This is a genomic window from Microbacterium sp. UBA837 (genome assembly GCF_002296025.1).
Classification (GTDB): domain Bacteria; phylum Actinomycetota; class Actinomycetes; order Actinomycetales; family Microbacteriaceae; genus Microbacterium.
On record NZ_DBHD01000052.1, the window covers coordinates 32,453 to 51,521 of the forward strand.

20 protein-coding genes are annotated in these 19,069 nt (G+C 66.3%); all 20 read right to left on the reverse strand.

Annotation, left to right across the window (positions count from 1 at the left end; all coding sequences use genetic code 11):
• Positions 1–140: 140 nt before the first annotated feature.
• Positions 141–1,298, reverse strand: a complete 1,158-nt coding sequence (carA, locus tag B3587_RS03760) for a glutamine-hydrolyzing carbamoyl-phosphate synthase small subunit (RefSeq protein WP_228178728.1) — start codon at positions 1,296–1,298, stop codon at positions 141–143.
• Positions 1,295–1,816 carry a hypothetical protein gene (locus B3587_RS03765; RefSeq protein ID WP_228178730.1) on the reverse strand — a complete coding sequence of 174 codons (522 nt, stop codon included), beginning with the start codon at positions 1,814–1,816 and terminating at the stop codon, positions 1,295–1,297. The genes carA and B3587_RS03765 overlap by 4 nt, the downstream gene beginning before the upstream one ends.
• A complete protein-coding gene (locus B3587_RS03770) occupies positions 1,813–3,123 on the reverse strand; it encodes a dihydroorotase (protein WP_228178732.1) in 1,311 nt (436 codons plus the stop codon). The genes B3587_RS03765 and B3587_RS03770 overlap by 4 nt, the downstream gene beginning before the upstream one ends.
• A complete protein-coding gene (locus tag B3587_RS03775) occupies positions 3,120–4,100 on the reverse strand; it encodes an aspartate carbamoyltransferase catalytic subunit (RefSeq protein ID WP_228178733.1) in 981 nt (326 codons plus the stop codon). The genes B3587_RS03770 and B3587_RS03775 overlap by 4 nt, the downstream gene beginning before the upstream one ends.
• The gene (gene pyrR, locus B3587_RS03780) at positions 4,097–4,627 is read right to left on the reverse strand and encodes a bifunctional pyr operon transcriptional regulator/uracil phosphoribosyltransferase PyrR (RefSeq protein ID WP_228178734.1); all 531 of its coding nucleotides are present in this window, start codon (positions 4,625–4,627) and stop codon (positions 4,097–4,099) included. The genes B3587_RS03775 and pyrR overlap by 4 nt, the downstream gene beginning before the upstream one ends.
• A gap of 71 nt (positions 4,628–4,698) precedes the next feature.
• Complete coding sequence (locus B3587_RS03785) at positions 4,699–6,264, reverse strand: Rieske 2Fe-2S domain-containing protein (RefSeq protein WP_228178736.1); 1,566 nt, start codon at positions 6,262–6,264, stop codon at positions 4,699–4,701.
• Between the two features lie 77 nt (positions 6,265–6,341).
• Positions 6,342–6,776, reverse strand: coding sequence for a transcription antitermination factor NusB (nusB, locus tag B3587_RS03790; protein ID WP_228178737.1), 435 nt, complete (start codon positions 6,774–6,776; stop codon positions 6,342–6,344).
• Positions 6,777–6,789: 13 nt separating this feature from the next.
• Positions 6,790–7,350: an elongation factor P gene (efp, locus tag B3587_RS03795; RefSeq protein WP_228178738.1), complete on the reverse strand. Its 561-nt coding sequence runs from the start codon at positions 7,348–7,350 to the stop codon at positions 6,790–6,792.
• 160 nt (positions 7,351–7,510) lie between these two features.
• The gene (locus B3587_RS03800; protein WP_228178739.1) at positions 7,511–8,365 is read right to left on the reverse strand and encodes a 3-hydroxyacyl-CoA dehydrogenase; all 855 of its coding nucleotides are present in this window, start codon (positions 8,363–8,365) and stop codon (positions 7,511–7,513) included.
• Positions 8,362–9,018 carry a TetR/AcrR family transcriptional regulator gene (locus tag B3587_RS03805; RefSeq protein ID WP_228178740.1) on the reverse strand — a complete coding sequence of 219 codons (657 nt, stop codon included), beginning with the start codon at positions 9,016–9,018 and terminating at the stop codon, positions 8,362–8,364. Before B3587_RS03805 ends, B3587_RS03800 begins: the two co-directional genes overlap by 4 nt.
• A gap of 41 nt (positions 9,019–9,059) precedes the next feature.
• Complete coding sequence (locus B3587_RS03810; RefSeq protein WP_292726659.1) at positions 9,060–9,521, reverse strand: type II 3-dehydroquinate dehydratase; 462 nt, start codon at positions 9,519–9,521, stop codon at positions 9,060–9,062.
• Positions 9,518–10,048, reverse strand: coding sequence for a GNAT family N-acetyltransferase (locus B3587_RS03815; protein WP_292726661.1), 531 nt, complete (start codon positions 10,046–10,048; stop codon positions 9,518–9,520). The genes B3587_RS03810 and B3587_RS03815 overlap by 4 nt, the downstream gene beginning before the upstream one ends.
• 35 nt (positions 10,049–10,083) lie before the next feature.
• A complete protein-coding gene (aroB, locus tag B3587_RS03820; protein ID WP_292726663.1) occupies positions 10,084–11,160 on the reverse strand; it encodes a 3-dehydroquinate synthase in 1,077 nt (358 codons plus the stop codon).
• On the reverse strand, positions 11,157–11,708 hold the full coding sequence (locus tag B3587_RS03825; RefSeq protein WP_292726665.1) for a shikimate kinase: 552 nt from the start codon (positions 11,706–11,708) through the stop codon (positions 11,157–11,159). The genes aroB and B3587_RS03825 overlap by 4 nt, the downstream gene beginning before the upstream one ends.
• A complete protein-coding gene (gene aroC, locus B3587_RS03830) occupies positions 11,695–12,939 on the reverse strand; it encodes a chorismate synthase (protein WP_228178748.1) in 1,245 nt (414 codons plus the stop codon). The genes B3587_RS03825 and aroC overlap by 14 nt, the downstream gene beginning before the upstream one ends.
• A 4-nt stretch (positions 12,940–12,943) precedes the next feature.
• Positions 12,944–13,783 (reverse strand): shikimate dehydrogenase family protein, encoded by an 840-nt coding sequence (locus B3587_RS03835; protein ID WP_228178750.1) that lies wholly within the window; start codon positions 13,781–13,783, stop codon positions 12,944–12,946.
• A 1-nt stretch (position 13,784) separates the two neighbouring features.
• Entirely contained in the window at positions 13,785–15,071 is a 1,287-nt protein-coding gene (mltG, locus tag B3587_RS03840) for an endolytic transglycosylase MltG (RefSeq protein ID WP_228178751.1), read from the reverse strand.
• 379 nt (positions 15,072–15,450) lie between these two features.
• A complete protein-coding gene (gene ruvX / locus B3587_RS03845; protein ID WP_228178752.1) occupies positions 15,451–15,924 on the reverse strand; it encodes a Holliday junction resolvase RuvX in 474 nt (157 codons plus the stop codon).
• Positions 15,921–18,581 carry an alanine--tRNA ligase gene (gene alaS, locus B3587_RS03850; protein WP_228178754.1) on the reverse strand — a complete coding sequence of 887 codons (2,661 nt, stop codon included), beginning with the start codon at positions 18,579–18,581 and terminating at the stop codon, positions 15,921–15,923. The genes ruvX and alaS overlap by 4 nt, the downstream gene beginning before the upstream one ends.
• 63 nt (positions 18,582–18,644) lie before the next feature.
• A complete protein-coding gene (locus B3587_RS03855; protein ID WP_228178755.1) occupies positions 18,645–18,941 on the reverse strand; it encodes an ATPase in 297 nt (98 codons plus the stop codon).
• Between the last annotated feature and the right edge of the window lie 128 nt (positions 18,942–19,069).

A 19,069-nucleotide genomic window follows, 5' to 3' on the forward strand; every position in this document is an offset into this window, starting at 1 on the left:
TGGAATTGACCAGGATCACCCGCACGCCTTCGGCGCGGAGTACGCGGCAGGCTTGGGTACCGGAGTAGTCGAACTCGCAGGCCTGGCCGATGACGATCGGGCCGGAGCCGATGACCAGGACGGAGCGGATGTCGTCGCGCTTAGGCATTCGCTTCTTTCGTGCTGAGGTTCGCGCGAACAAGCTCGGCGAACCGGTCGAACAGGTAGTTGGCGTCGTGTGGGCCGGCGGCGGCCTCGGGGTGGTACTGGACCGAGAAGGCCGGGATGTCCAGGGCGCGAAGGCCCTCGACGACCCGGTCGTTGAGCCCGATGTGGCTCACCTCGACGCGCCCGTAACCCTGGGGACTGTCGAACGGTTCATCCAAGGGTGCGTCGACGGCGAAGCCGTGGTTGTGGGCGGTGATCTCGACGCGGCCGGTCTGCTTGTCCAGGACCGGCTGGTTGATGCCCCGATGACCGAACGGCAGTTTGTAGGTGTCGAGGCCGAGGGCGCGGCCGAGCAGCTGGTTGCCGAAGCAGATGCCGAAGAACGGAACCCGATCATCGAGCACGGATCGCAGGAGCGAGACGTGATCCGCAGAGGCCGATGGGTCACCCGGGCCGTTCGAATAGAAGACCCCGACCGGGTCGATCGCGCGGATGTCGTCGATCGTGGCATCCTGCGGCAGCACGTGGACGTCGAACCCACGGGCGGCGAGGTTCTCGATCGTCGCCTTCTTGATACCGAGGTCGATGACCGCGAGAGACCCGAGCCTCTCCCCCGTCGCCGGGGTGATCTCCGCGGCCGTCACCGAGACGGATGCCGAGAGGTTCTGGCCGGCCATCAGCGGCGCTTCCCGCACCAGGCGTAGCTGTTCCTCGGCGTCCAGGGATGCAGCGTCTCCGGAGAAGACGCCACCGCGCATCGACCCGACCGACCGGATGTGACGGGTAACCGCGCGGGTATCGATTCCGCTGATCCCCACGATGCCGTCGCGTTCGAGTGCTTCGTCGAGGGATTCATCGGCTCGCCAGTTCGACACGACGCGCGAGGGATCGCGGACGATGTAGCCGGCGACCCAGATCCGGCGCGACTCGGGGTCCTCGTCGTTCATTCCCGTATTGCCGATGTGGGGCGCGGTCTGCAGCACGATCTGACCCGCGTAGGACGGGTCTGTGAGGGTCTCCTGGTAGCCGGTCATGCCGGTCGCGAAGACGACCTCGCCCAGAGTCACGCCGCGCGCCCCATAGGCGCGCCCACGGAATCGGGTTCCGTCCTCGAGGACGAGCACGGCGGGATCGGTGGTGAACAAGCTCATTCGGAATCTCCGGTTGCGGTGGAGGGGTCGGTGGCATCGGCGAGCGGCGCGAGGGCGTCGGCCAGCTGTCTGGCCGAGGTGTCGCGGGGGCGAAGGTAGGTGTCGACGACCACGCCGGTGTCGGCGAGCCAGCTCAGACGCACGAGGCCGTCCTTCTCGACGACACGATCGATCGTGAGGGTGGCCTGTGTGACGGCGGTGATCCTGTCAGCCGGGATGGTGATTCGCGGCTGGTTGGTCAGGTCCAGCGCGACAGCGGCATCCGTCACGGTGACAGTCACCGGTGATCGGAAACCGAGGCCCGGGGCAGCGATCCGTTCCAGCGGAGCATCGTGGACCGTGGTCGCGACGTAGAGCGCGTCTATCGTCTCGCGGGGTACGTCCGCAGCGTTCAGCTCGGCTGGCTGGATGAGGGGGGTCCGATCGCGACGGGCACGTCGCACCCAGCCCCAGGCGGCGAGTCCCAGCAGCACCACGGCCACCGCGACCATCACGAGGACGGCGGCCTCGCGGGTCATGACACCACCCCCGGCGTCTCGAGAAGAGCTCCGTCAGCCACGGTCACGGTGCCCCGGTTGATCGTCCAGCGGATCTCGCCAGGCAGTTCTTCGCCGAGGTAGGGCGAGTTACGGCTGCGCCCGCGAAGATCATCGACCGAGAAGGTGGTTTTCGGCGCCGGGTCGTAGAGCGTGAACGATGCCGGGTTGCCCGCCGCCACGGGAGTGCCGTGCCCGCTGAGGCTCCCGATCCGCGCCGGCGCTGCCGACATCGCGCGCGCGACATCCGTCCACGTCATCCGACCGGTGTCGACCATCGTCCTGTGCACGACACGGAGGGCGCTTTCCAGACCGACCATCCCGTGGGATGCCGCCTGCCATTCACACGCCTTTGTCTCGCTCGGGTGCGGCGCATGGTCGGTTGCCACGATGTCGATCGTTCCGTCGGCAAGGCCTTCGCGCACGGCTTCGACATCCTCGGCGGTGCGAAGGGGCGGGTTGACCTTGAACCGCGCGTCATAGCCGCGAACGCGATCCTCGGTGAGCAGCAGGTGGTGCGGGGTCACCTCGGCAGTGACATCGATTCCGCGTTTCTTGGCCCAGCGGATGATGTCGACAGACCCCGCCGTCGAGAGGTGACAGACGTGCAGGCGCGACCCGACGTGCTCTGCCAGCAGCACGTCCCGGGCGATGATGGCCTCCTCGGCGACAGCCGGCCATCCCGCCAGGCCGAGTTCGGCCGAGACCACACCCTCGTTCATCTGCGCGCCTTCGGTCAAGCGCGGGTCTTGCGCGTGCTGGGCGATGACGCCGCCGAATGCCTTGACGTACTCGAGGGCGCGCCTCATGATCACGGGATCCCAGACGCAGAACCCGTCGTCGCTGAACACACGGACCCGGGCCCGGGAGGTAGCCATGGCGCCGAGCTCCGCGAGCCGCTCTCCCTTCTGGCCGACGGTGACGGCCCCGATGGGCTGGACGGTGACGTAGCCGGCGGCCTCGCCGAGTGCCAGCTCCTGTTCGACAACTCCGGCGGTGTCGGCAACCGGGGACGTGTTGGGCATCGTGAAGACCGTGGTGAAGCCTCCGGCAGCTGCTGCGCGCGAACCGGTGAAGATCGTTTCGGATGCCTCGAAGCCCGGCTCGCGGAAGTGCACGTGAAGGTCGACCAGTCCGGGAAGTGCGATGAGGCCCGACGCGTCGATCACGCGCGCGCCGGGCTTGTCCAGCGCGGAGCCTGTCTCGACGATCATGCCGTCTTGCACGAGCAGATCTGTGCGGGTGCCGTCCACGAGCTCGGCGCCGCGAACCAGGAGGACCTCGGTCATGCTCGTTCCTCCCCTGTCGTTGTCGTCGCTGTGGTTGTCGTCGAACCCGCCAGCAGCAGGTAGAGCACCGCCATCCTGACCGACACGCCGTTGGCTACCTGTTCCAGGACTGTCGATTGAGCCGAGTCGGCGGCTTCGGCGGAGATTTCGAGCCCACGATTCATGGGGCCCGGGTGCATCACAATGCTATCGGCGCCGAGGGCCGCGAGCCGCCGTGCGTCAAAGCCCCAGCGCCTCGCGTACTCCCGCTCGCTCGGGAAATGCGCTGCGTTCATGCGCTCCAGCTGGATGCGCAGCAGCATCAGCACGTCGGGAGCTGCTGCTATAGCTTCGTCGAGGTCGTAGATGACGTGAGCGGGCCAGGCCGATACATCCTGCGGCACGAGCGTCGGCGGAGCGACGAGGGTAACGTGCGCTCCCAGCGTGTGCAGCAGCCACATGTTCGAGCGCGCCACGCGGGAATGGAGCACATCGCCCACGATCGCGACCCGGGTGCCGGCGAGATCCCGGCCACGACTGTCATCGCCGTAGAGACGCTTGCGCATCGTAAACGCGTCGAGCAGCGCCTGCGTGGGATGCTCGTGGGTTCCGTCGCCGGCGTTCACGACGCCCGCACTGATCCAGCCGCTCGTGGCGAGGGTGTGCGGCGCGCCGGATGCTCCGTGGCGGATGACGACGGCATCCGCGCCCATCGCTTGGAGCGTCTGTGCGGTGTCCTGCAGGGACTCGCCTTTCGAGACCGACGAGCCCTTGGCTGCGAAGTTGATGACATCGGCTGACAGGCGCTTGGCAGCCGCCTCGAAGGATATGCGAGTGCGAGTCGAGTCCTCGAAGAAGAGGTTCACGACGGTCTTGCCGCGCAGGGTCGGCAGCTTCTTGACCTCTCGGCGTTGCGTGTCCGACATGTCTTCGGCGGTGTCGAGGATACGAAGCGCGTCGGCCCGGCTGAGGGTCGCTGTGTCGAGCAGGTGTCTCATGATCGGATGCTCACCTCGTCCTCGCCGTCGATCTCGCGAAGGCGGACCGCCACGTGCTCCGATCTGGAGCTCGGCAGGTTTTTGCCCACGAAGTCCGGCCGGATCGGCAGCTCGCGGTGTCCGCGGTCCACGAGGATCGCGAGGCGCACTGCTGCTGGCCTGCCGATGTCTTGCAGGGCATCGAGCGCTGCGCGGATGCTCCGCCCCGAAAAGAGCACGTCGTCGACGAGCACGACGGTCTTCCCGTCGATGCCCGAGTCCGGGATGCGTGTGGGGTGGGGCGTCCGCGTCGGATTGCGGTGCAGGTCGTCGCGGTACATCGTGACGTCGAGTGAGCCGACGGGCACCGCTTGGCCGGTGAAGCCGCTGATCAGCGCAGCGATGCGCTCTGCCAGCGGCACGCCGCGGGTCGGGATGCCGAGGAGGACGAGCTCGCCGGCACCGCGATTGGATTCGATGATCTCGTGAGAGATTCTCGTCAGAGCGCGTGAGATGTCGGCATCCTGCATGACTGCGCGGGTGCTCATCGTCGCTCCCTTCTCCGCCTCACAGGACGGTGTTAAAGGTTGCTGTAGTCCGAGCCTACCGGAAGCGCTCGTCAGGGAATCGCAGGCGCGTCAGCCGTCTCGATGATCCGCTGTGACCGGATGGGATGCCCCGTCGTGGTGAGACACTTGCCGCTGGCAAGATCCCACTTCCAGTCGTGCAGGGAACAGGTCAGTACGCCGTCCTCGATCTTGCCGGTCTTGGTGAGGTCGGCCCGGAGGTGCGGGCAACGGCGCTGCACGACCCAGTCCTCGAGCTGCACATCCTCGGTCTGATCTGACTGCTCCGCGTACCAGTTCTCGACGTACTCGATGCGGTCACGCGACAGACACTTGAGGAACGTGGTGAGAAACTCGTTGAATTTGCCGCTGCGACCGACCGAGAACTGCATCGAGAGGAAGATCGAGTTGGACCAGTCGATCTCGTGGTCGGCGATATTGGTCGAGACGAGGTCAGCCGGAATCGTGTACCAGTAGATGCACTCCTCCCCCGCGTACTCGCGAACCTTCGCCTTGGGGAAGTCGACGACCATATCGAGTTCGCCGATGCGGAACCGGACGTTGCCACCGACGCCATCGCGGATCGTCCGGGCCCGCCGCAGGAGCGGCTCCCACCATTCCTTGATCGCCGCGAGCATTTCCTGCGGCGGGAGTACTGTCGCACGCCGCGACTCCTCGGCGCGGACCTCGTCCTGCCGACTGTCGCGCTGCTCGGCGAGGTAGGTCCACTTGTCGTGGAAGATGCGCTCGATCTCGGCATCGGTGTACAGCGTCTGGGTGATCGTCACGTCGGAGCCCACGATGTCGACTTGGGTTCCGGGGATGAAGAGGTGACCCGCCTTGTCAGGCCGCTCCGCGCGCAGGTGCTCGAGGAACTCTGCCTGATCGGTGAAGATCGAATCGTTCTCAAGCCCGGTGCCGTTGTAGCGGAACAACTCTTCGCGCAAGAACATCGGCGGTCCCGCCATCGGGAAGACATGCCCGGCGTCGACCTTGTCGATGTAGTACATCGCGCGCTTGTTCTGCGCGTCGCGCTTGAGCTGCGCGAAGTGTTGCTTCGAATCCTGCGGCAGGTCGTAGACCATGGGCCACCAGATGGCTCCGGAGACTTGGGTGAAGTACGCGTCCGGGCGACCGAAGGCGAGCAGCTTCTCGAGGTCCAGCGGATGCGAGTCGTTCTGGTTCAGGATGCTGGCGGTGCCGTCGTCCACCGACAGCGACGAGTCCCCGATCGGGCCGTCGGAGGGGGCGCGCAGCGGCGTGATCATGAGCGTCATCTCACCGAACGTCACCGGGACGCCGGCTTCCGTGCGGACGATGTTCGTGTAGCCGAGGTCGATCAGGTCGCGTTCGAGGTCATCTGTCGGATACTCCGGCAACAGCACGGGGATGTCGCGGCGGACGTACCGGTGCAGCATCCGGGGATCGAAATGATCGCGATGCCGGTGAGAGATGTAGAGGAAGTCAGCGGCGCCGAAACGCTCCCAATCCAACCCCCGGTTGTCAGGGAACGGGAACCAGGATCCGAAGAACGACGGCCCGATGACCGGGTCGCACAGGATCGAACCTCCCGTGGTCTCGATGAACATGCCGGCATGTCCGAGTCCGGTGATGCGCATGGACGCTCCTCTCCCGAGACGAGTGTAGGCGGCTCCTGCGCGTCGGCAGTGGGATCACGCCGTGCAAATGCGGCGGGTCAGTCGAGCTTTCCCGTGGCAGTCTCGCCCCCGCGCGCCACACGACCGAGCACACCGTGCACGAACGCGCCGGAGTCGTCGGTCGAGAACTCCTTCGCGAGTTCCACCGCCTCATCGATCGCGACGGCGGCGGGAACGCCGTCGTTGTAGACGATCTCCCACGTGCCGATGCGCAACAACGCGCGGTCGACGGCCGGCATTCGGACAAGCGTCCAGCCCTTCGCGGCGGCCGTGATCGCCTCGTCGATCGCCGGCGCATTGTCGATCACACCGTCGACGATTTCACGGGCGTACAGCCACGACGCCTCGCGCGCCGGTTCGGACGCGGCGCGACGGGCTTCTGCGGCAAGTGTCAGCGCGACATCCTCACCGCGGACGTCAGCTTGGAACAGGATGTCCAGCGCACGCTTGCGCGCCTTCGAACGTGCACTCATCGGTGCTGTCGCGTCAGTTGACGCGGCCGAGGTAGTCACCCGTCCGGGTGTCGACCTTGACCTTCGTGCCGGTCTCGAGGAACAGCGGGACCTGGATCTCGTAGCCCGTCTCGACGGTTGCAGGCTTTGTGCCGGCCGACGAGCGGTCGCCCTGCAGACCCGGCTCGGTGTAGGTGATCTCGAGCACAACGGATGCCGGCAGGTCGAGGTAGAGCGCGGTGCCGTTGTTCATCGCGATGGTGACCTGCTGGTTCTCGAGCATGAAGTTCGCCGCGTCGCCGACGGTGGCGGCGGGCACGTTGATCTGGTCGTAGTCGGTCTGGTCCATGAACACGAAGCTGTCGCCGTCGTTGTACAGGTAGGTGTAGTCGCGGCGGTCGACGTTCTCGATCTCGATCTTGGCGCCGGCGTTGAAGGTCTTGTCGACGACCTTGCCGGTCAGGACGTTCTTGAGCTTGGTGCGCACGAATGCGCCGCCCTTGCCCGGCTTGACGTGCTGGAACTCCACGACGCTCCAGAGCTGTCCATCGATGTTGAGGACGACGCCGTTCTTGATGTCTGCGGTGGATGCCATGGGAGGAGGTTCCGTTCTTGGGTTTCCGAGGGACACTGAACTCGTCGAGGCAGGTCCGACGCACGATTCTACGGGATCGGCCGGCACGCACCGTCGCCCATGGAGGAGGCAGCGGTACGCGGCCGGCGAAATGCCGGACCGCATACCTGCCGCATCCGGTTCACGCGTACTTGTAGAAGCCCTCGCCGGTGGCAACGCCGAGCTTGCCTTGATCGATGTAGGTCTCTTTCAGCCATGTGGCGAGCTTCTCGTCTCCCGTCGAGCTGTGCGTCAAGATGTTGTACGGCGTGGTGAGTCCGATCACATCGAGAATCTGCAGCGGTCCCAGGGGTGCACCGGTCGCGATGCGCCACGTCTTGTCGATGTCCTCGACCGAGGCGTAGCCGCCGGCGGCGAGGCCCATACCTGCGTTCAGCAGCGGGACGAGAAGAGTGTTGAGAACGTAGCCGGCCTTCTCCTTGTGAATCGCGATGGGCACCATGCCGATCTCGGTGGCGAATTCCTCGACGGTGGCGAAGACGGCGGGATCGGTCTGCGTCGTGCCCATCACCTCGGCCGTATTGAATTTCCACACTCTGTTCGCGAAGTGCAGCGCAAGGAAGCGATCCGGCCGTCCGGTGAACTCGACCATGTCGGAGGGCAGCAGTGTCGACGAGTTGGTCGCGAAGATCGTTTTCGCCGGCGCCAGCTCGCCGAGCCTGGTGTACACGTCACGCTTGAGGTCCAGTACCTCGGGTACGGCCTCGATGACGAGGTCGGCTTGGGCTGCGGCGTCAAGGTCGGTGGAGAGCGTCAGACGCATCAGCGCGAGGTCGGCTTTACCGTCCTCGGCAGCACCGGGAACCTCGGCGCGGTACGTGGCGGCGAGGTGGGCGAAGCGTTCCCGTGCCGCGGCTAGCGCGTCATCGCTGATGTCATAAGCGGTCACGGCGAATCCGCTGTACGCGGTCTGGAACGCGATCTGCGAACCGAGGACGCCTGTGCCCAGGACGGCGACAGTGGTGATGTCGGTCATGATTCCTTCTCTCCAGCGGGGATCGCCCGCTCGGCTGTGCGCGGCACATCGGCTGCGCGGATGGTGCGCCGGTCCCAGCCGGCGACGATCTGCTCGATCTGTATCTGCAGCTGCGCGGCGAGGAGGTCACCGCCGGTGCTCGCGCGCACAAGAACGACATGCGCGCAGGCGAACACGGCGCGCGCAGCGCTATACGCGTCATCGGGAGGGGTCTCCCCCGCGAGCAGACGGGCGATTCCCCCCTCGAGGTCGGCGACGATGGCGAGTCCCTCGGCGCGATGCGGATCCGCCTCCCCGCCGAACATGAGCTCGCGCTGATACGCAGCAGTGTCGGCAGGGCGAGCGGCAGCCGCCGCAAGCGTGGGCGCCAGCGCAGTCCAGATCGCGGCCGTCGGGGGCCAGACGCCGGCGGCCTCGGCCAGACCGCGCTCGACGCAGGCTCGAAAGTCCGCGTTGAACACCATCAGCAGCAACTCCGCCTTCGTCGCCGCGTACCGAAAGACAGTTCCCGCGGCGACGTCAGCATGTTCGGCTATCTGCTGGGTCGTCACCTCGGCGTAACCGTGCTCCGCAAATAGGGTACGTGCGGCGGTGAAGATGCGCGCACGCTTCTGGAGCTTGCTGCGTTCTCGGCGGCCTTGTTCTGCGGTCATAATGAGTAGCCTCAGAAATGAGTCTACTCATTATTCGTCCGTCAGCCGTCGGCGTGGCCGGCGATGATGTCGATCAGCAGATCGGTCGCACGTGCGTAGCCGGTCACACCTTCGCCCACCACGTGGACGGCGGCGATGTCGCGGATGTACGAATAGTGACGGAATTCCTCGCGTGCGTACACGTCCGAGATGTGGACCTCGGCGACCGGCAGCGCGACGCCCGACAGCGCATCACGCAGGGATACCGACGTGTGCGTCAGCCCGCCGGGGTTGATCACGATTCCGGCGCAATCCGCTCGCGCTGCGTGGACGGCATCGATGAGGACACCCTCGTGGTTGGACTGCAGTGCACGTACGTCGAAACCGGATGCCGCAGCGGTGCGCGAGACGAGTGCTTCGACATCCTCGAGCGTCTCGTGCCCATAGACGTCGGGTTCTCGTGTGCCCAGAAGATTGAGGTTCGGTCCATTGAGCAACAGCAGCCGGCGAGGAGGAGACGTCACAGTGGCAACTCTATTGCCCGCTGCATCTCGATCTCCGGCCCGATCGCGCTCACGAAACCGACGCCCGTGCGGGCGAACCCGAGCCGCGCATAGGCTCGCTGCGCCCTCACGTTGTCGCGGTGCACATCCAGCGTCAGAGCCTTGTGCCCGCGCGCTCCGACCCACACCGACACCGCGTCGACGAGATCTGAGAGAACCCCCTGCCCGCGGTGGGCGGGGTCGATGTAGACGCCGACGATATCAGCACGCGGGTAGCTGAGGACACGGCCGAGGTGGTCGGTTTCGCCGACGGCGCGGAGCAGGACTGTGGCTGTGCCGATCCAGCGGTCACCCCGAGTGACAGCGACGAACTGCGCGCCGTTCTCGCCCAGGGCGCCGCCGGCGGTCCTGTCCCGCCAGAAGGAATCGTCCCGGGCGAGCTCATCGGCCTGGCTCGTGAGGAATGCGAGCGGGGCATCCGGATCGCCGGTCGCGCGGATCCGCAGCTCGCGAACTGCCGCCCACTCGTGCAGGCGAACGCGTCGCACCTCGTGTCGCGAGGCGAGACCGTGCCCGCCTGTCACTATTGGGCGACCTCTTGGTAGGCCGCGAAAAGGAGCGACTCGTCGGGGGCCTGCAACACCGTCGGACGCGCGATGTCGTCGAGGACGATGAAGCGCAACATGCTCCCCCGCGTCTTCTTGTCGCGTTGCATCGTCGAGAGCAGCTGCTGCCATGCGCCCGCTCGATAGGTGGTGGGCAGACCGAGCGAGGTCAGGATGTCGCGGTGTCGCTGGGCGGCATCGTCGGAAAGGCGCCCGGCAAGCCGAGAGAGTTCAGCGGCGAACACCATGCCGATCGAGATCGCGGCCCCGTGGCGCCACTGATACCGCTCGGTGTGCTCGATGGCGTGACCGAGGGTGTGACCGTAGTTGAGGACCTCGCGAAGGCCGGCCTCGCGCAGGTCCTCGGAGACCACTCGCGCCTTCATCCCGATCGCCAGCTCGATACACCGTCGGAACGATGCGGATGCCGGATCTGTGGCGGCATCCGGGTCCTGCTCGATCAGCTCGAGGATCTCCGGATGCCAGATGAAGCCGGCCTTCACGACTTCGGCGAATCCCGCGACGGTCTCGTTGCGGGAGAGCGTTTCGAGGAGGTCGAGGTCGCAGACGACGGCGGTCGGTGGCCAGAAGGCGCCCACCAGGTTCTTTCCTTCGGCCGTGTTGATGCCGGTCTTTCCGCCGACCGCCGCGTCGACCATGCCGAGTACCGTCGTCGGGATCTGGACCACGGCCACCCCGCGCAGCCAGGTCGCCGCGACGAAGCCCGCGAGATCAGTGACCGCTCCCCCGCCGAAGCCGACGACGGCATCGGTGCGAGTGAAGTTCGCCTGCCCCATCACCTGCCAGCAGAACGCGGCTACCTCGACGCGCTTGCCGGCCTCGGCGTCGGGCACCTCGGCGAGAAGCACCTGTCGCTCCCCTTGAAGGCGTCCTCGGAGTTCCTCGGCCTGTGCTGACAGTGTCGGTGGGTGGACGATGAGGACGCGCTGAGCAGCCGTCGGGAGCGCCCCGGCAACCGAATCCAGGATGCCGCGACCGAGCGTGATGTCGTAGGGGTTGTCGCCGGTGACGGAGATGGTCGTCGGAGTGGTCATGACTGTTCCTTCGCTGTGTCGCGTGGTTCGGATGCCGCTGCACGCGGGCGTGCCCAAGCGACGATCTCGTCCACAACGTGCTGCAGGGGGCCGGTCGAGGTGTCGATCGTGATGTCGGCGACGCTCTCATACAGGGGACGACGCTCCTGCCAGATGCGCCGCCACCGCTCCATGGGGTCCTCACCGGTCAGGAGCGGGCGCGCGGTTCCCTGAATCCGCCCCGCCACGACACGAGGGTCGACAGTGAGCATCACGACATCGCATGTCGCCAGATCCGCACGAGTGTCGGCATTCAACACTGCACCGCCGCCGAGCGACACGACAACACCGCCCCACCCAAGGGCGTTCTGGATTGCCTCACGCTCCCAGGCACGGAACGTCGACTCGCCGTGGGTTTCGAAGATCTGCTCAATCGGCCCATGCTCGCGCTGGATCACGGCATCCGTGTCGATGAACCTGATGCCCAACGCTTTGGCAACGCGACGGCCGATGCTCGTCTTTCCCGCCCCCATGGGGCCGACCAGAACGAGCGGGCTAGTGGGAGCCATCGCCGGTGAGAACCGCGGCATCCAGCAGCGAGTCGTCGCTTTCCGCGCTCGTTCGCAGCGTTCCAGGAATCGCGTCGAGGTAGGACTGCAGGTTGCGTCGTGTCTCAGCGACACTGTCGCCGCCGAACTTCTCAAGCACGACATCAGCGAGCACGAGGGCCGTCATGGCTTCAGCGACCACGCCGGCTGCCGGGACCGCGCACACGTCCGAACGCTGGTGGTGCGCGCTGGCGGTCTCGCCGGAGGCGACGTCCACAGTCCGAAGCGCGTGCGGAACCGTGGCAATCGGCTTCATGCCGGCCCGGACCCGAAGCACCGTGCCGGTAGACATGCCGCCTTCGGTGCCTCCGGCGCGATCGGTGGCCCGGGCGATGCCGCCGTCGGTGGCGAACAGTTCGTCGTGGGCTTCCGAGCCCCGCCGCCGCGTGGTCAGGAATCCATCGCCGACCTCGACGCCCTTGATCGCCTGAATGCTCATGAGCGCTTGCGCTAGCTTGCCGTCGAGCCGGCGATCCCAGTGCACGTGGCTGCCGAGCCCCGGGGGGAGCCCGAACGCGAGCACCTCGACGACACCGCCGAGGGTGTCGCCGGCTTTCCGTGCGTCATCGACTTCGGCAACCATCCGCGCTGAGGTCTCCGGATCGAAGCAGCGCATCAGGTCGGCATCCAGTGCCTCCACGTCATCCGGCGTGGGCAGCGGAGCGTCCCGGGGAGCTTCGACCGGGCCGATACCCACCGTGTGAGAGACAAGACGGATGCCGAGCTCTGCCAGGAACGCGCGGGCGATGGCTCCGAGCGCGACCCGAGCAGCAGTCTCGCGGGCGCTTGCGCGCTCCAAGATGGGCCGTGCCTCATCGAAGCCGTACTTCTGCATCCCGACCAGGTCGGCGTGGCCGGGGCGAGGACGGGTCAGTGCTGCTCCCCGACCGCGCGACCTCTCGGTCAGTTCGACGGGCTCAGCGCTCATGACCTCGACCCACTTGGGCCACTCGGTGTTGGCGATACGCAGCGCGATCGGGCTGCCCAGGCTCAGGCCGTGCACGACGCCGCTGGAGATCGTGAGTTCGTCTTCTTCGAACTTCATGCGGGATCCGCGCCCGTATCCCAGCTTGCGACGAGCAAGGTCGGCCTGGATCTCTGAACGGGAAACGGGCACACCGGAGGGAAGACCCTCCATGACGGCAACCAGTTCGGGGCCGTGCGATTCGCCGGCCGTGAGCACGCGGAGCATTGGTCTAGTCTCCCACGAGGCTCGCGCGCATCGCGCCGACGACAGCCGACTCGTCGCGAAGCGGAACCGCTGGATCTCCTCCGACGAAGATCCGCACCTGCAGTACCGCCTGGTGCAGCAGCATCGCTTCGCCCGTATAGATGTCACGGCCGGCGCGCAACCAGGCTGCCTGAAGTGATGTCATCCCCTGCCCATAGACCACGTCGAACAACGGCCCGCCGCCGGAGGCAAGCGCGTCGGCGTCGGCCTCGGGCACCACCGCACCGCCCGGCAGTGCCGCAATCGTCAGATCGACCGGTACGGGCTCTGGTCGCGTGAGCGGGACCCCGTGAACGGACAGGCCCAGCCGTTCGCCGATCTCGCTGAGCGCGGCGACAGCTTCGGGCCGGCGCGCTGCAACCTCGATCTGGTCCGCACCGAGCTCGGCGACAGCCACGAGCGCGGATGTCGCTGTGGCGCCTGCCCCGACGATCCGGACGTGGCGCAGCTCGGCGATCCCGCAGTCAGCGAGGGCACTGACTATTCCGCCGACGTCAGTGTTGAAGCCGGAGGGCCCAGCGCCGGTCAACAGCAGCGTGTTTACTGCTCCCGTGAGCTCCGCGCGCGCGTCGCGGGTCACGGATGCCGCGAAAGCTGCTTCCTTCAGCGGGTAGGTGACCGATAAGCCTCGAAAGGTGTCGTCGAGCGAGGCCAGTTCTGTGGCGAACCCCACCGCCGTGACCCGGCGGCATCCGTAGGACCAGTCCAGGTCGAGTACGCGGTACGCGGCGGCGTGTAACTGGGGCGACCGGCTGTGCTCGATCGGGTCGCCCCAAACCTCCAGACGCGGAGGACGATCCGTCACCTCAACATCCGGCGTCGGGGTTATCCGTGCACCACTGGCGCCACTGCTCGACGGCGGCGAGGTGGTCATCGTAGTTGGTCGTGAAGACCGTCTCACCGGTATTGAGGTTCACCGTGACGAAGTACAGCCAGGGGCCATCCTCGGGGTGCATGGCCGCGTCGATCGCGAGGTCTCCGGGGTTGGCGATGGGGCCAACCGGTAGCCCGTCGATGACGTAGGTGTTCCACGGATTGTCGTCGGTCAGAGCCTCGCCAGAAGAACTCACGGTCCCATCGTGCAGTTCGCCGTAGCCGTACTGGGCAGTCGAGTCCATCTGCAGCTTCATGCCCTGATCGAGCCGGTTCTGGATGACGCGCGAGACCTTGTAGAAGTCGGCTTCAAAACGGGCTTCGCGCTGGATGATCGAGGCGATTGTGAGGATGCGCTCCCGATCATCGACAGGCACGCCTGCGGTATCCAAGGACTGGACCGCGCGGTCGACGAGGGTCTGAATCACCTGCTGCGCTGTCACGCCCGGGTCGAACGTGTAGGTAGCCGGGAAGAGCCAGCCCTCCAGCGGCTGCCCGCCCGCGGCAACGACAGCCTCGTTGACGGGAACGCCGAAGACACTGGGGTCGGCCACTGCGGCTTGGAAGTCTTCAAGCGGAATCGCCAGGCTCTCCGAGAGGATCTGGATCGACTGGTCGACCGTGAGTCCCTCGCGTAGCTGCGCAGTGTTCTCCATCCTGTTGGCCGGGTCGAGAATCGCCTCGAGTGCGGCAGCTGAGGTCATCTGCTGCTGCAGACGGAACACCCCGGGTACAAACGGCGGATTCAAGTCTTCGGCGACGAGGTAGTCATAGAACGCGTCAGGCGTCTTCGTTACCCCGGCCTCGTAGAGCTTCGGTGAGATCGAGGCGCCGGTATCGCCCGAGACGATCGTGAGGAACGCCTCACCGGTGGCCATCCCCTCCTCGTACTCCTGCGGCTCCTCCCAGCCCAACACCTCGCGGATCTTGTCCTCGTAGTTCGACCACACCCACCAACCACCGGCCGCAGCACCGCCGAAGAGCACGAGCACGATGATGAGGGCGATCCATCCACCGCGACGGCGGCGACGGCGTTCTGCGGGCGGAGGGGTCATGCCGATGTCATCCGTGGTGCGCTCTCCCGTGAAGAGGTCATCGAGGGTGCCGGCCGAGGCCGGCGCGGAACGATCCGCACGAGGGACGGATGTCGAGGTCGAGGTGAGAGTCTGGGTTGAGGCTGGCGGAGCTGCGACCGCGGCCCAGAAGAGCTCAGGTGGCACATCGTCGCTATTCGAGCCAGAGCCGGTCGCGCTCCTCGGCTGCGCGGGGAGCTGAGAAACCGACCCGGAGCTGCCGCTCGCGGCCGAGGCGCGCGCTTCGCGGGCTGCGCGTCGCGACGGCGGAGGTTGCGTGGGTAATCCCTCGGAATCGGGTACCGATGCTGGCTTTTCGCCCTGCGAGGGCGACGTCGGCTGACCGCTGCCCTGGTCCTGTGCGTGGTCTTCCGCCGCGGTGTCAGCGGGGTCGCCTTCGGTGTTCGCGGAAGATGACGGTTCTGACGATGAGGCTGCGCCTGCGGTGGGTCGCGAACGGCCGTCCGGGAGCTTCCCGAAAAGATCGGCGAACGGATCGTCGAACGGTGACGAATCGTCGGGCATGTCAGGCGGGCTCCTCGGCGGGGGGTAGTAGCGCACCCGGTGGGCGGCCGGTGCTCTTCTCGATGTCCAACGCCTGCTGCAAGAGCACGACGGCGGCAACCTGATCCACAATCGTACGAGAAGATCGGGTGTTTCTGCCGGACGCGCGTAGTGCGCTGTGCGCCGAGACCGTGCTGAGGCGCTCATCCAGCATCCGGATCGGAACGCCGATTCGCTCTCTCAGCTCGTGGGCGAAGGACTCTGCATCCTCGGTTGAGGCTGTGCGCTCTCCGCGGAGATTGATCGGTAGCCCCACGATGACTTCGAGCGGACTGACCTCGCGCACGAGGTCTATCAGGCGGCCGATCGTGCCGTCGCCGCGCGCAACCGTCTCAGTCGGCGTCGCGAGCATCCCGTCCGGATCGCACTGGGCGACCCCCACGCGGGCCTTGCCGACGTCGACGGCGAGACGGATGCCGCGGCGAAATCCGCTCACGGTCGGGGCAGCCCCGCCACGACATCATCAAGGGCCCGCGCCAGCGCGCTCACGTCGCTACCACCGCCCTGGGCAAGATCATCGCGTCCCCCGCCACCGCCGCCAAGTGTTGTCGCCGCAGCTTTCGCGAGGGGACCTGCCTTCACCCCGAGCGAGCGAGCCGCTTCCGTCGTCGCAACGATGACGACCGGTCGGTCGTCGACCTCGCCTCCGAGAGCCACCACCGCAGCGTCGGAACCGAGTCGCTCACGAACCTTCAGTGCGACGGCACGTACGTCGTCAGCCGAGCCCGCGCGTCCGAGGTTAGCAGCGACCACGGACAGAGCACCCACACGACGAGCTCCGGCAACGAGATCCGGAACCTGCTCACTCAGAGCCTTCGCCTGCAGCGACGCGATCTTCTTCTCGGCTGCCTTGAGGTTCGCGGTCAGCTCAGCGATGCGCGCCGGCAGCTGATCCCGGGGAGTCTTCAGCGACGAGGTCAGCTGTGAGACGATCGCCCGTTCGGCAGCGAGCTCACGGAAGGCGTCCGCCCCGACGAGCGCCTCGACGCGGCGATTGGCAGCGCCGACCGATGACTCGCCGATCAGGTTGATGAGGCCCACCTCGGAGCTGGTCGCGACGTGGGTGCCACCGCACAGCTCACGAGACCACGGACCTCCGATGTCGACCATCCGCACGGTGTCGCCGTACTTCTCTCCGAACAAAGCCATTGCTCCGAGCTCTTTGGCTTCGTCGAGGGCAAGTACGCGGGTGGTCACCTGGAGGTTGTCCCGCACGGCGTTGTTCGCGATCTCCTCGATCTCGGATTTGGTCTCGGGCGACAGGGCCTGTGTCCACGCGAAGTCGAAACGCAGGTAGCCCGCGCGGTTCAGCGATCCCGACTGCGTGGCAGACGAGCCGAGCGTGTCGCGGAGGGCGGCATGGACGAGGTGTGTCGCCGAGTGCGCCTGTGCTGCCGCACGACGATTGGCGGCATCCACGATCGTCGTCGCGGCAAGGCCCACAGCTACTTCTCCGCTGGTCACCTCCACGGTGTGACTCACCAGGCCCGGTACCGGCTTCTGCACATCGATGACGTCGAGCTGATAGCCCGGACCGACGATGATGCCCTTGTCGGCGACCTGACCGCCCGACTCGGCGTACAGCGCGGTCTCGGCGACGATGACCTCGGCTACCTGACCGGTGGTCGCGCGATCGACCGAGACCCCATCCACGAGCACGCCCAGGATGCGGGACTCGGTTTCAAGATCCGTGTATCCCGTGAACGTCGTCTCGCCGAGGGCGCGGAACTCGCGGTACACGGAATGATCGGCGATAGCGCGCTTGCGGGACTTCGCGTCGGCCTTCGCCCGCTGGCGCTGCTCCTGCATGAGCGAATCGAAAGCGGCCCGATCCACCGAGAGGCCTGCCTCTTCGGCGATCTCGAGGGTCAAGTCGATCGGAAAGCCGTAGGTGTCGTGCAACAGGAAAGCCTCGGAGCCCGGGATCTCGGCCTTACCCGCGCTCTTGGTCTCGGCTACGGCGAGATCCAGAATCGTCGAGCCCGCTGCAAGCGTGCGCAGGAACGTCTCTTCCTCGGCGACGGCTGCGGACTCGAGCCGGTCGTACTCGGTGGCGAGAGTCGGATACGCGGGGGCCATGGCATCCCGTGACGCCGCGAACAGTTCGCGGAACGTCGGCGCGTCGACGCCGAGCAGTCGCATCGCACGGATCGTGCGCCGCATGAGGCGGCGAAGGATATAACCACGGCCCTCGTTCGAAGGGCGGACACCGTCCGAGAGCAGCATCAGCGAAGACCGCACGTGATCCGCGACGACGCGGAATCGCACGTCATCCTCGTGGACTGCACCGTAGGTGCGGCCCGACAGCGCGACGGCGAGATCGAGCACAGGACGCACCTGGTCGGTCTCGTACATGTTGTCGACGCCCTGTTTGATGAACGCGACGCGCTCCAGGCCCATGCCGGTGTCGATGTTCTTCTGCGGGAGATCCCCCACCACATCGAAGTCGACCTTGGACCGAACGTTCGTGATCGCGTACTGCATGAACACGAGGTTCCAGATCTCGGTGAAACGGCTGTCATCGACTGCCGGGCCCCCGTCGGGACCGTAGGCCGGTCCGCGGTCGAAGTAGATCTCCGAGCAGGGACCCGCAGGGCCAGGCTGACCGGTCGACCAATAGTTGTCTTCCTTGCCGAATCGCTGGATGCGCTCCTCAGGGAGTCCTGCGATCCGCTTCCAGAGGCCGGCTGCTTCGTCATCGTCCTCGTACACGGTGACCCACAGGTCCCGCTCGGCAAAGCCGAGACCACCGGCCGACTCGGGCGAGGTCAGCAACTCCCAGGCATATTCGATGGCGCCTGCCTTGAAGTAGTCGCCGAACGACCAGTTGCCGAGCATCTGGAAGAACGTGCCGTGGCGTGCGGTCTTGCCGACCTCTTCGATGTCGTTGGTGCGAATGCACTTCTGCACGTCAGCGGCGCGCGGATACGGTGCGGGAACGACGCCCGTCAGGTACGGAATGAACGGCACCATGCCCGCGACGGTGAACAGCAGCGACGGGTCGTCGGTGACAAGCGACGCACTCGGGACGATGACGTGATCGTTCTTCTCGAAGTAGTCGAGGTAGCGCTGCGCGATCTCAGCGGTCTTCATCGGGTTTCCTTTGCACAGGTGAACTGCACCGCCCGCGCGGGGCGATGCGAACACGCATGGAGATCAGTCAGTCAGCTTCTTGGCTGCGTCTTTTGCCGCGTCAGCGACGTCGCCCGCAGTATCCGTCACGGCGTCGGCCACAGTATCGACCGTCGACGATGCCGAGTCCACGGCGTCCTCGACGATTCCGACAATGCGAGCTTCCTGCTCGCGGTAGGCATCCGCGATGCGGTCGGTGAACTGCGAGATACGAGCATCCACCTCGGCGAGCAGTTCGTGTCCCCGTGGGTCTTTGTTGACGTAATGGGCGGCGACGAAACCCCCGGCAAGTCCCAGTGCGAACCACAGCAGGTTTTTCATGCGCTCACTCCCTTTCCGCGACGGCGGCTCATCCCATCGTAGGCGAGAACGGCGAAGGGCGCCGGGTCACCCCGACGCCCTTCGCGAACGTGCTTCTGCGGACTGCTTAGCGCGCCGCGTAACGGTGT

Bases quoted from the DNA above. Each gene is read 5' to 3' on its own strand.
- aroC (WP_228178748.1), bottom strand. From the start codon at position 12,939: ATGCTCCGCGTGCTCACGGCCGGCGAATCGCACGGCCCCGAACTGGTT.
- alaS (WP_228178754.1), bottom strand. From the start codon at position 18,581: ATGAAGACCGCTGAGATCGCGCAGCGCTACCTCGACTACTTCGAGAAG.
- B3587_RS03825 (WP_292726665.1), bottom strand. From the start codon at position 11,708: ATGGCTCCCACTAGCCCGCTCGTTCTGGTCGGCCCCATGGGGGCGGGA.
- B3587_RS03765 (WP_228178730.1), bottom strand. From the start codon at position 1,816: ATGACCCGCGAGGCCGCCGTCCTCGTGATGGTCGCGGTGGCCGTGGTG.
- pyrR (WP_228178734.1), bottom strand. From the start codon at position 4,627: ATGAGCACCCGCGCAGTCATGCAGGATGCCGACATCTCACGCGCTCTG.
- efp (WP_228178738.1), bottom strand. From the start codon at position 7,350: ATGGCATCCACCGCAGACATCAAGAACGGCGTCGTCCTCAACATCGAT.
- nusB (WP_228178737.1), bottom strand. From the start codon at position 6,776: ATGAGTGCACGTTCGAAGGCGCGCAAGCGTGCGCTGGACATCCTGTTC.
- B3587_RS03770 (WP_228178732.1), bottom strand. From the start codon at position 3,123: ATGACCGAGGTCCTCCTGGTTCGCGGCGCCGAGCTCGTGGACGGCACC.
- B3587_RS03800 (WP_228178739.1), bottom strand. From the start codon at position 8,365: ATGACCGACATCACCACTGTCGCCGTCCTGGGCACAGGCGTCCTCGGT.
- B3587_RS03785 (WP_228178736.1), bottom strand. From the start codon at position 6,264: ATGCGCATCACCGGACTCGGACATGCCGGCATGTTCATCGAGACCACG.
- aroB (WP_292726663.1), bottom strand. From the start codon at position 11,160: ATGACCACTCCGACGACCATCTCCGTCACCGGCGACAACCCCTACGAC.
- carA (WP_228178728.1), bottom strand. From the start codon at position 1,298: ATGAGCTTGTTCACCACCGATCCCGCCGTGCTCGTCCTCGAGGACGGA.
- B3587_RS03775 (WP_228178733.1), bottom strand. From the start codon at position 4,100: ATGAGACACCTGCTCGACACAGCGACCCTCAGCCGGGCCGACGCGCTT.
- B3587_RS03805 (WP_228178740.1), bottom strand. From the start codon at position 9,018: ATGACCGCAGAACAAGGCCGCCGAGAACGCAGCAAGCTCCAGAAGCGT.
- B3587_RS03855 (WP_228178755.1), bottom strand. From the start codon at position 18,941: ATGAAAAACCTGCTGTGGTTCGCACTGGGACTTGCCGGGGGTTTCGTC.